We start from the raw sequence: 11,849 nt of genomic DNA, 5'->3' as shown, positions 1-11,849 counted from the left end.
AATTATACTTGAATTCTCATGATTTCCTGGTAAGCTTCAACTGCTTTATTTCTAACCTGAACAGTTAGTTGTAAACCCAGGTTTGCCTTTTCGAGCCCAATCATCACTTGATGAAGGTCTGTCACGTTTCCAGTTGCAACTTTATTACTTAATACCGAAGCTGTTTTAAGATCTTCATCTACTTGTTTTAAAGCATTATTTAAAACATCAGAAAAAGGAGTTGAAGCATTTGGGACAGATTGTATAGATTTTTGATTTGTTATATTATTCGACAAGCCCGTAAGTAGACTAATATTTTCTACCATTTAAAAAACTTCCTTTCTATTTTCCAATTTCTAAAGCTTTCATCAACATCGATTTAGTAGAGTTTAATGCTGTGACATTCGCTTCATAAGCTCGTGTTGCCGATATCATATCTACCATTTCTTTCAATATATCTACATTTGGCAAGGAAATAAAACCATTCTCATCTGCATCGGGATGGTTAGGTTGATATACTTGTTTAAAAGGTGTTTTGTCCTCAACAATTTTAGATACTCTCACTCCTGCTACATAGGATGTATCAGCAGTATACTGATTTAAAACCGTGTCAAAACTTAGGCTAGTATTTGGTTGTAAAGCAACCATTTTCCGAGTATAAGGCTGCCATTTTCCATCAACATACTTATCCCTAGTTGTTTCTGCATTTGCAATGTTAGAAGAAATAACGTCCATTCTTAGTCTTTGGGCAGTTAAAGCAGAGGCACTAATATCCATAGTCGAAAATAATTTCATTGATTATCTTCTCCCCTCTGTAATTACATAACGTAACATACCAAATTCTTTATTCGTGACTTGGGTTAAGGTATTATACCACAGGTTATTCTCTGCTAACTTGGTCATTTCTGATTCAATATCAACATTATTTTCATGATTAAAAATAGAAGTCTGGTTTTGAACTACTATTTTCGGTTGAAACAAATCGTTCATTTGTGAACCGATAGCTATATGTCTAGGATCAGTTCGATAGCCTTTAAACCTGGGTATTTTTATACTTTTCTCCTGTTCATTTTTTAAGATATCTTCAAAAGAGACGTCCAATGTTTTATATCCTGGTGTATCAACATTAGAAATGTTATTACTTAACACTTTTTGTCGTAAAGATGATACATCTAACGCCCGTTGTAATAAATTGATATTGTTTGAAAATATATTCATATCTAATCCTCCTTAAGAGGTTTTTCCTAAGATAACATCATTCCATATTGTAGCACTAAATTCCTTCACGTTTCGACAATTTCTTTATAAAATCTCTGTAAATTTGACTAAAAGTGTAACATTGTTAACATAATCAAGCGTTAATGCCTATATTGAAAATGTTAACAAATTCCAAACAAATCAAAAAGACCTATTTTGTATCTAGGTCTAAAGCAACAAATAGAGTGTTGGCATTATAAAAAAATAATATGAACTAAGAAAAAAAGACCTGTTTTTATAAAAAATAGGTCTTTTATAGGTCAATTTTATTATTTTTGTTTATTCAATGTAATTTCAACCAATTTGTATACAATATCCTCATAACTTAACCCAATTGCTTTGGCTGCATCGGGATAAAGGCTAGTTTCTGTCATTCCAGGTAAAGTATTTACTTCTAAAATAACTGGTAAACTTCCATCGCTAGGAATAATAAAGTCAACTCGAGACAAAGTTTCACATCCTAATTGGCGATGTGCTTCTATTGCCCATTTTTTCAATAAACCTTCAGTTTCTTTATTAATTCTTGCAGGAATAATGTGATCACTACCACCAGGGGCATATTTTGATTCATAGTCATAATACTGATTCTTATTTGGTATAATTTCAATGATTGGTAAAGCTTGAATCTCTGATGCTGTTTCTAACACCGCCACTGTCACTTCAGTACCAGAAATAAATTCTTCAATAAGAATTTGTTTATCGAAGGTAAATGCATGATTTATGGCTTCTTTTAACTCACTTTTATTCTTAACAATGGAGAGACCAATCGTGGAGCCTTCTTGATTAGGTTTAACAACAAGAGGAAATCCAAAATCTTCTTCAATCGCATCAAAATTCAATCTTTCTTTATCTTCTATTTGAACGAATAAATCTTTTGCTACACGGATTCCAACATAGTCAAAAATTCTTTTAGCTTTCGCTTTATCCATAGCTAGAGCGCTTGCAAGGACTCCAGACCCAACATAAGGAATCTCCAATATATCTAATAAGCCCTGAATCCGACCATCTTCTCCAAATCGGCCATGTAATGCTAAATAAACGAGATCGACTCCTTGAAGACTAGATATAAAATCCATAGACGTAAAATCTATCTCTTTTACATTACACCCTTTTGCTTTTAACGCATTAGCTACACCTTTACCACTTCTTAGCGAAACTTCTCTTTCTTTTGATTTTCCTCCATAAATCACAGCAACATTTAACAAACCATTCAACTCCTCATGACTGTCTGTATGTTTATTTATGAAAAGTGGTTAATTAAAATTTTAACTGCATCCTCTTTCACAACTACTTTCCCATATTCTTCAAGAACGGCTTTTGATATTGGAGACACTTCTCCATACTCTGAAAGCAATGCAATGAAATCATCTACATTTTTGTCTAGAACGTCCATTTGATCAAAAACTAAAATATAATGTCCTTTATAGAAGTATAATTCTCCACCATACATTAAATATGAATTTACTCGCTTGGCTGCTTCGATTAGATCTTCAAAATCCTTAAAAGCAAAGATGATAGAATCTGATTCCTCTAAAGTAACTTCCAAAGCAAATAGATCTTCATCAGTCTCTTCATCTGCCCAAATCTGTTCTTTTCCTTTCGATACAATTACAACCATCCCTTGTGCAGGAAGAGCAAATATTTCTACAGCGACGGGTCCTGATAATTCAAATCCTAATTCCTCATAAGCTTCTTCCATAATCTCATTAAATAGATCATGCACTTTAGGTACGTCTGTCCAAAGATCTTCTTTTTTAATGCCACGATCACTCAAATCATCTAAGGTTAAAAAGATTTTGATTTTGTCTTTACCTAATCGTTCTACGCGCATGATAGGGACCCCCCTTTCAAATTACAAAACCTGTAATACAGAATATGATGAATAGCCTACTTTAGTTCGAAAATGTAATAAATAAAAGTATAAATTATATTATAACAATAAATGATATGTTTGAAAACTAAGTCTTATTATTTAACGCTTATACATCATTTTACGTTTCAAATTGAAAAGAGTTGCATAAGAAAATCCTCAAAAGCGACCAATTTCTTCGAATCGTTTTCAGACTACTTTTCTGGAGAGCTCAATAAAAAGCATCCAAATGTTTGGATGCTTTTACAAATTAGTGCTTTTTTAAATCCTTTAGTTAATTCAGTTCATTTGCTTTCGCTCGTAACTCTTCTTCAGTACCATTTAAAAATGTATCAAAGAGTTGCTTCATGTCTTTTTGCTCCACTTCCATTCCTTTCTGATTGTTTGTATGCGTGGATTGATCTACTGAAGGTTTACTTTCAACTTTTTTCTGGGATGTTTCTGTCTTCATCGGTTGGTTCATCATTCTATAGGCAACAAATCCACCGGTAATTACTCCAAATAACATACCCCATAAGAAATAATTATTTTTTCGTCTTTGATTATTCCAGAACATCAATGATTCACCCCTATATGAAAATCTTTCATTTATAGAATTAACATATAGGAATTTCTATATACAACCCAAAATTTACATAAAAAAAGTACCTATTAGGTACATTCCTGCGATTCATCACCCTTGCTGAGGGAGAACCCCTCGCGGTGAGAATCCCTTACTTCATTAGTAATGGCGGAGAGAGAGGGATTCGAACCCTCGCACCGGTAACCCGGTCTAACGGTTTAGCAAACCGTCCTCTTCGGCCTCTTGAGTATCTCTCCAAATCTTTACCAATTTGATGGCGGAGAAGGTGGGATTCGAACCCACGAGACGCTTTTAACGCCTACACGATTTCCAATCGTGCTCCTTCGGCCAACTCGGACACCTCTCCAAAAAATGATGATAAAAATTTCCATAAATTGAGATAAAAATGGCTCCTCGTGCAGGACTCGAACCTGCGACAACTCGGTTAACAGCCGAGTGCTCTACCGACTGAGCTAACGAGGAACAATTACAATACATATATTAGACGAAATAAGATAAAAAATCAACATTTTTTATGAGGTAAAAATGTATCCTCAATAAACAAGGATACATTTTTTGAAAACATTCTATGGAATCATCCAAGTCAAGAAATATGCTTGAATATAAGTCATAATTCCAACGATGATCACAAACATAACACTATGTTTTAATGTGAACCTAAATAAGTCTCCTTCTTTACCCACTAATCCAGTTGCAGCAGTTGCAATTGCAATAGATTGTGGTGAGATCATCTTCCCAGTCCCACCACCACTTGTATTTGCTGCCACCGTAAGAATGGGATCAACACCTATTTGATTGGCTGTAATCTTTTGTAAGTTGCCAAATAAAGCATTGGCAGAAGTATCACTACCAGTTAAGAATACTCCCAGCCACCCTAAAATCGGGGCAAAGAACGGGAAAAGATGTCCTGTTCTTGATAGAGCTAATCCTAAAGTAGCACTCATTCCAGAATAGTTATAAATATAGGCTAACCCTAACACAGAAACGATTGTAATTAGTGGAAAGATTAATTCTTTTACTGTTTCATTTAACGTCTTTAACCACTCACTCATTTTCATTCCAGCTATAAACTTGCTAATGAATGCTGCTAAAAAGATTGCAGTACCAGCAGTCGCAAGCCAGTCAAATTTAAAAGTTGCTTCATAGGCGTATTCCTTAGGAACAATTGGTGTAGTTTTGATCACGGCCTCATGAAGCCCAGGAATATTAAACAAAATATTTGTCTTTGTTAAAATAGACTGAACTACTGGAATACCCCATAAGATTACAAAAACAGTAAGTAAAATAAATGGTGACCATGCTTTTATGACTTGTAAAGAGGTATATGTTTCTCTACTTGAAACCACTTTATTTAATAAATCATTTTTCTCATCTTCAAATCTGAAAGTTTGTTTTGGTTTCCATACTTTAAGAAATAATGCTGTTGTTAAAAGGCTTAATAAAGCAGCCGTTATATCAGGTAATTCTGGTCCAATAAAGTTTGAAGTTAGATATTGTGCTATAGCAAAAGATCCTCCAGAAACAAGAATCGCAGGTAATACCTCTTTCATACCTTTCCAACCAGAAATAATAAAAACTAACCAAAAAGGTGTTAATAAGGATAAGAAGGGCATTTGTCGACCGATCATTTGACTAATTGCCATCGCATCAATTCCTGTGGTTTTTGCTGCCACAGTAATAGGTATTCCAATTGCTCCATATGCAACAGGCGCAACATTGGCAATCAAACTTAATCCAGCTGCATATAAAGGATTAAACCCTAACCCAGTAAGTAGTGCAGCAGAAATGGCTACTGGTGTACCAAAACCAGCGGCTCCTTCCAAAAATGCACCAAATGAAAAAGCAATTAGCAGAGTTTGTAACCTTCGATCTTCTGTGATTGTAACAATTGAATTACGTATAATATCAAACTGCCCAGTCTTTACTGTAATTTTATACAAAAATACTGCAGATACAATGATCCAACTAATAGGGAATAATCCCATGAGAGCACCATAACTGGTCGAAATCATTGCAAGTTTAACAGGCATTTTGAAAGCAATGATGGAAATTAAAATAGCTAAACCAACTGTTGTTAATCCAGCAATATGTCCCTTAATTTTTTTAATTGCTAGTGCCCAAAGAAAATAAAAAATTGGAATCGTAGTTATAAGAGCTGATAAAAAAATTGAATTCATTGGATCATACATTTGTTTCCACATATCTTACTCTCCCCTATATTTATTATCTATTATAGCTAGAATTAGTGAAAGCGTTATCCTTTTAAGGTATACAATCCCTTCCATTAGTTATGATAGTTAGGTCATCAGGTCACCTGTTCTAGCTACTATACTAATTAAATAATAAAACCGTTATCTTCGCAATAGTAAAATTTCTTTTTTACAAAACTTTTTAGATAGTAAATAAAATTGAAAAAAGAAAAAGCTTCATCTAAGAAGCTTTACGAATTCATCAACATATCATTTGTATTTAAGTTAGCATTCAACCAGTTTTCCCATTCTTTCATACTTTCTCCCAAATGATGTTTTTGGCTCTCTTCTGATTTAGCACCTAAAATTCCTAATTTCACATGTGAAAAGTTTTCATATAACCAAGGCAAAAGATGATTTATCACTGTAAGCTCTTCTGTTTCGATAGTGAAAAGGAAAACCGGGTCTAGTTTATGTAACAAGGTCATTATAATTTTCTTATCTAAAGATTGTCCTAAGTAATACACTTCGAAGCCTCTAAGTCTTAAAAAAATAGATAATATGATAATCACTAGTTCATCTAGTTCATCAGATGCCGATATTGTAAGTACTTTTGGTAATATAGGCCGGATTGGGATTCGTTGATAAATAGATAATGTTTTAATTCGAATCCAATTTTTAATATATCTCAATTGACCTTCTGTGATCGATTTAGTAATTCCCTCACTTGATTTTGCAATCGGTAATAAAATGTCCATTAGGATGGTTTCTACTTGATAAAAACTTAATGCATAATTGATCAATTCTTCAGCTTCTACCTCATTAAATTCCAAAAGCGAATTGAATATCTTTTTTTGGATCTCCTCCTTTTTCAGATTCAAGATCTCATCCGAAGGTATTAATGAAGTTAAATTTTTTTCTTCTTCTAGAAGTAAATCAACCGCTTGACTAATCGTAAAACCTTGTTGGACTTTATCTACAAGCCACTTTAAAACCATTAGATCATGTTCGGAATAAATTCGGTGACCAACCTCATTTCGTTTCGGGGTAACGATCTTGTATCTTCTTTCCCAGGCTCTTAATGTGCCAGGTTGTATTCCTAACTTTTTTGAAATGGCTTTAACATTATATATTCCCTTTTTTAAATATTCTCGTTCCATTCGCCCCACCCTCTGAATCTTATCTAAATATTCTATTTATTTTCATTATAACAAGTTTTTGAAAATTTTTTTATTTTTTCTGAATTTATTTAATAAAAAAGAGCTATTTTTGAAATAGCCCTTGCTCTTTGCGTGTAAAAGTTTTTACGATCAAAAATAACAAAAAAGGAATGAAAAAATAAACGTTAACTTCAATAATAAGATAGAAATATACATCAAAAATAATTAATAATAAGCTGATCGCTTGCCATTTTTTCCATTGATACATAGATATTTTTCGATTTTTTAGAATTTTAATTGCATATTTTGTAGGCTTACTTAAAATAAACATGATCAAATATAATAGTGCAAAGGTATAAAAAAGATTTTGTTTTTCAGCTATAAAAAAAGAAACCCAATCTGATAATTGATCTCCTGTTGAAGGTGAACCAGCATACCCATAAACTGTGTACCATGCTAAAATCGCGGCAATCATAACTTGGAAAAGATATAATATTGGAAACATAAAAACATCCCCCTCTATCTAACTTATTAAAAAATAAGCTAAATAGAACGGAAAAAGGACCTCATTGAGGTCCTTCCTTTGATTACAATAATGGATTTTCGTGTTTAGCTTTTAGACGCTGCCAACGAAGTTCCACTTCATTTTCAAATGCTTTAAGTGTTGATTCGTATTCAGGTTTTAGTAAATGTTTTGTTTTACCTAGCATTCCTAACCATTCACTTACGGGTACCCTTTTCCCTTTTTCTTCTGGATTATAAGTGATAGTCGTTACACCATGTTCAACCTCATAAAGTGGGAAGAAACAAGAATTAACCGCTGTGCCAACAATAGCAGCTCCTTGATCATCTTTCACTTTCCAGTTTAACGTACAAGTGATTAAAATTTTACCATAAACTAATCCTTCATTTTGTGCATACCATTGTGCTTTTGCTGCCTTTTTAATTAAATCTTGAGGAAATGCTTCTGTTGCAGTAAAAACATATGGAATATTTGTTGCAGCCATAATTTGAGCCGTGTCTTTGTGATGAGTTTCTTTACCACCTTGTTTTTCTCCTACACCAGAAGTAGATGTCATATGCCCAATTGGCGTAGAATAAGAAAGCTGACTTCCTGTATTCATATATCCTTCATTATCATATTCAATAATAATCATTTTATGGTTACGTAATGCAGCACCGATCGATGGACCCATACCAATATCCATACCTCCATCACCAGTAACCATTACAAAGGTGAAGTCGTCACTTACTTCTATTTCTCCACGGCGTTTTTTCTCCCAGAACATTTCTACTAATCCTGAAAGCGTTGCAGCACCGTTTTGGAAAAGATTGTGGATATAAGTTCCTTTATGTGAACTATAAGGATAACCTGTAGAAACAACCATTCCACAACCAGTATGGAAAAGAACAACGATATCCCCTTCAATTCCTTTAAAGAACGTTTCTAATCCAGGGAAAATTCCACAGCCTGGACATGCTCCATGACCAGGAGCTAAACGTCTAGGTTTTTTCATCAATTGACGTAAAGGTGGAATTTTTACATTCAATTTTCCAGTATTTTCGTCCTTTTCAACCTTAATAAGTCCTGTTTTAAATTCATCAGTATTTACTGGTTCAAGAACGCGCTTAGGTGCTTTATCAGGATCACCAGGGTTAACACCATAATAGTCAAAAGGTACTTCTGCATAACCCTTTTCTGCAGCATCAATAGCTAACTTAAAGAAATCTTCAGCCTCATCGAAATAGAAATCTTTTCCACCTAATGAGAAGATTCGAGTTAATACAATCGTTTGGTTTTCTTTATCTTCCTGAAGGGCTGCTTTAATTTCATGAGATAAATTACCACCATTAGAACCGTATGAGTCAGCTCGTTCACCTACAAGTAAAGCTTTCACATTTTTCAAGGATTTACGGATTTCTTCTGCTGGGAATGGACGGATAATATTAGGTGAAATAACCCCAGCTTTTATTCCTTGCTTACGAAGCTTATCTACTACATCTTTCGCTGTTTCAGCAGCAGATGCAAGTAAGAATAAAGCTACTTCCGCATCTTCCATCATATATTCATCTAAAACAGGATATTCGCGTCCTGATAAATCTTTATATTCAGCCGCAATTTGCTTAAATACCTCTCCAGCTTTGTAAATAGCTAGTGATTGTTGATATTTATTATTGATATAATCATCATTCATATATGGACCAATCGTTACAGGATTCTTAGGATCTAATGCGTGAACAAAACCTTCTGGCATTTCTCCAACAAAATCTTGAACAATTTTACGATCATTAAAATAGTGTACTCTTCGTTTTTGGTGAGAAGTCACAAAACCGTCATAAGCTACAATGACAGGTAAACGTACATCTTTATGTTCAGCTAGTCGCGTAGCGATAATATTCATATCATATACAGCCTGTGGATCTCTAGCAATAAGAATTGGCCATCCTATATTTAATCCGTAGTATAGGTCAGAATGATCTCCACGAATGTTCAAAGGCCCACTGACAGAACGAGTAACTAAATCAAGCACCATTGGAAAACGGGAACCTGATTGAACTGGTAATTGTTCTAACATATATAAGAATCCATTTGCACTGGTTGCATTAAATACACGTCCGCCTCCAGTTGCAGCCCCAAAGTTGATACCAGCAGAACCGTGTTCGCCATCAGCAGGGATCATGACGATATCATGTTCACCACGTGTTTTCATTTCATCTAGAAATTCTGCAATTTCAGTAGATGGGGTGATTGGAAAATAACCCATCACGTGGAAGTTAATCTGTGCAACAGATAAAGCTGCCATTTCATTACCTGTTTTTATATCTACTTTTTGTTCTATCTTTAAATCTTTTTCTTCGATAGCCATTATAACCCCTCCCCTTAATTAGATGCTAAAACAAATTGATGTGGTACTCGATGTTCATCAGCATATCCCTCAGTTTCTCTCAATGTAGTGAGTGCTTGTGTTGGACATACTGTTACACATTTTAGGCAACCTTTACAATATTGATAGTCGATTCCTTGTAAGAATAATTGTGGACGACCTTTCTTGTCTTCTTTTTCTTCCCATACAAAGCAACCATCAGGACAAGCAATGTCACAGGAAGCACAGTTAATACATTTTTCTATTTCAAAAGCAGGTAAGAAGCCTTCCCTTGAACCACTTAAGTCTTTAAGAATACTATTCCCTGGATTAAGAATCACTCCACCAATAGGTTGAGTTTCATAACCTAATACTGGCTTTGGACGTACATATTCAGCCTTAGCCCCTTCTTCAGCTTCGTAAGTTTTAAACTTAACTTCATTAAATCCACGGTCAAAGGTACGAATATTGGAATCAACTAATTTCGGATACTTTTCTTCAAAGGTAGCACGAATTACATTTTTCATGGCTTCTGGATTTAAGAAGTCAGCAAAACGGAAAAGTGCACCTAACATTGCTGTATTTACACGAGTTTTTTCTTCTACTGAAATTCCTAACGCATCAATGACTGCAACTGTTCCAGATTTAATATGAAGTTTTTCACGAATCTCATCTGGAGATTTTGTTGTGTTGACAATGATTACTCCATCTGGATATAAACCGTTTGCAACATCGATCGTTTTAAAAAGATTTTCATGGAATACCCCAACAATGTGTGGGCGTTCTACTGGACTACTTGCCCGAATCTCACCTTCCCCAAAGCGAATGAAGGATTTTACAGGAGAACCCTTCTTTTCTGACCCATAGGAAGAAAAGTGGGCACCATTAAGACCTAACCCAAGTACGCCAGCTTCTGCTAACATTTTTCCTGCTAAATGAGCACCAAGTCCCCCAATAGACTCTAAACGAATTTCAAAAAAACCTAGCTCATTTTTAATTGGTAATTTTGACATATTTATATACCTCCTCACCCATTAGATCTAAAATAGTGTAACAGACACTTAACAAAGGATATAACAATATTTTCTATTTGTTGATTATATCCGCTGTGTAAATAAGTCAATTACATAAAAACTTATTTTCATTTTTGATTATAACAGTATAAATATTATATAGCAACAGATACGGAAAAATTTTTATTTATCACTTAGTTAACAACACGTACATAGTGAAAACTGTTGGTGCAAATACGTTTTTCAAAAACTTACTAATCTTTATCTAAATAATGAGATATATAACAGATTATTTTTATCGACTATAACAGATTATAAATGACATTTTCTGCAAAAAAAAAATCATCAATAAAAGATGAATCGTATGTTATGGATGTATTAATTTAAAATGTTTATTGTAACAATGATTTATCAGGAATTTTTAATTTAAACCCTGCATATAGGTCATCACTATTCTTTAGACCATTATATTTTGCTAATGCTGAGACATATTTCCCACTTTGATAATACTTTAATGAAATTCTATACAAATTCTCACCAGGCTTAACAATATGAATACTTTCTTTTGTTTCTTCTTTTGTTTCTATTTCTTGAACAACCTCGTTTTGATCCTTCTCACGATTAGGATTTAAATTTTGATTAGAAGAAAGATTGCTCTCTGGTTGTATGACTTCAAAATTAGGAGGATTGATAGGAATCCCATTTTGTTCTTTTCTTGCTTCATGATCAGGGTATAAGATATAGCCTGTTATAAAGATTAGAAGGATAAAAGCTCCAACAATCAGTTGTAATAGATTAATTTTATATTTTTTTGCTTTCTTTTTGTTTTTATGAATTGTCTTCCTGGGTGGTAGTGAACTGTATTCAATATTTTCTTGTTTACTTACCTGTTCCATCATTACATCTACCTTTCGATTGTTGCCTCTTCCACCTT

12 protein-coding genes and 3 tRNA genes are annotated in these 11,849 nt (G+C 33.9%); all 15 read right to left on the bottom strand.

Features of this window, described 5'->3' with window-relative positions; all coding sequences use genetic code 11:
• Positions 1–2 precede the first annotated feature (2 nt).
• A complete protein-coding gene (gene fliE / locus BEN26_RS08190) occupies positions 3–305 on the bottom strand; it encodes a flagellar hook-basal body complex protein FliE (RefSeq protein WP_068723819.1) in 303 nt (100 codons plus the stop codon).
• A gap of 16 nt (positions 306–321) precedes the next feature.
• Positions 322–774, bottom strand: a complete 453-nt coding sequence (gene flgC, locus BEN26_RS08185; protein WP_069798728.1) for a flagellar basal body rod protein FlgC — start codon at positions 772–774, stop codon at positions 322–324.
• A gap of 3 nt (positions 775–777) precedes the next feature.
• Positions 778–1,197 carry a flagellar basal body rod protein FlgB gene (gene flgB / locus BEN26_RS08180; protein WP_068723814.1) on the bottom strand — a complete coding sequence of 140 codons (420 nt, stop codon included), beginning with the start codon at positions 1,195–1,197 and terminating at the stop codon, positions 778–780.
• A gap of 308 nt (positions 1,198–1,505) precedes the next feature.
• Positions 1,506–2,441 (bottom strand): D-alanine--D-alanine ligase family protein, encoded by a 936-nt coding sequence (locus BEN26_RS08175; protein ID WP_069798730.1) that lies wholly within the window; start codon positions 2,439–2,441, stop codon positions 1,506–1,508.
• Positions 2,442–2,476: 35 nt separating this feature from the next.
• The gene (locus tag BEN26_RS08170; RefSeq protein ID WP_068723809.1) at positions 2,477–3,067 is read right to left on the bottom strand and encodes a genetic competence negative regulator; all 591 of its coding nucleotides are present in this window, start codon (positions 3,065–3,067) and stop codon (positions 2,477–2,479) included.
• A gap of 313 nt (positions 3,068–3,380) precedes the next feature.
• Positions 3,381–3,662, bottom strand: a complete 282-nt coding sequence (locus BEN26_RS08165) for a hypothetical protein (RefSeq protein WP_068723807.1) — start codon at positions 3,660–3,662, stop codon at positions 3,381–3,383.
• A gap of 172 nt (positions 3,663–3,834) precedes the next feature.
• Positions 3,835–3,925: transfer RNA gene (locus BEN26_RS08160), tRNA-Ser, on the bottom strand.
• Positions 3,926–3,943: 18 nt separating this feature from the next.
• Positions 3,944–4,035, bottom strand: a tRNA-Ser gene (locus tag BEN26_RS08155).
• A gap of 40 nt (positions 4,036–4,075) precedes the next feature.
• Positions 4,076–4,151, bottom strand: a tRNA-Asn gene (locus BEN26_RS08150).
• A gap of 104 nt (positions 4,152–4,255) precedes the next feature.
• The gene (locus BEN26_RS08145) at positions 4,256–5,890 is read right to left on the bottom strand and encodes a lactate permease LctP family transporter (protein WP_069798732.1); all 1,635 of its coding nucleotides are present in this window, start codon (positions 5,888–5,890) and stop codon (positions 4,256–4,258) included.
• Between the two features lie 239 nt (positions 5,891–6,129).
• Entirely contained in the window at positions 6,130–7,038 is a 909-nt protein-coding gene (locus BEN26_RS08140; protein ID WP_069798734.1) for a MerR family transcriptional regulator, read from the bottom strand.
• Positions 7,039–7,141: 103 nt separating this feature from the next.
• Positions 7,142–7,543: a hypothetical protein gene (locus BEN26_RS08135; RefSeq protein ID WP_069798737.1), complete on the bottom strand. Its 402-nt coding sequence runs from the start codon at positions 7,541–7,543 to the stop codon at positions 7,142–7,144.
• An 82-nt stretch (positions 7,544–7,625) separates the two neighbouring features.
• Entirely contained in the window at positions 7,626–9,905 is a 2,280-nt protein-coding gene (locus BEN26_RS08130) for a thiamine pyrophosphate-dependent enzyme (protein WP_069798739.1), read from the bottom strand.
• A gap of 14 nt (positions 9,906–9,919) precedes the next feature.
• Positions 9,920–10,915, bottom strand: a complete 996-nt coding sequence (locus BEN26_RS08125; protein WP_068723797.1) for a 2-oxoacid:acceptor oxidoreductase family protein — start codon at positions 10,913–10,915, stop codon at positions 9,920–9,922.
• Positions 10,916–11,307: 392 nt separating this feature from the next.
• The gene (locus BEN26_RS08120; protein WP_181482244.1) at positions 11,308–11,811 is read right to left on the bottom strand and encodes a LysM peptidoglycan-binding domain-containing protein; all 504 of its coding nucleotides are present in this window, start codon (positions 11,809–11,811) and stop codon (positions 11,308–11,310) included.
• Between the last annotated feature and the right edge of the window lie 38 nt (positions 11,812–11,849).

The organism is Tepidibacillus sp. HK-1 (genome assembly GCF_001748485.2).
Lineage (GTDB): Bacteria > Bacillota > Bacilli > Tepidibacillales > Tepidibacillaceae > Tepidibacillus_B > Tepidibacillus_B infernus.
This window is presented reverse-complemented; position numbering and strand designations above follow the sequence as displayed.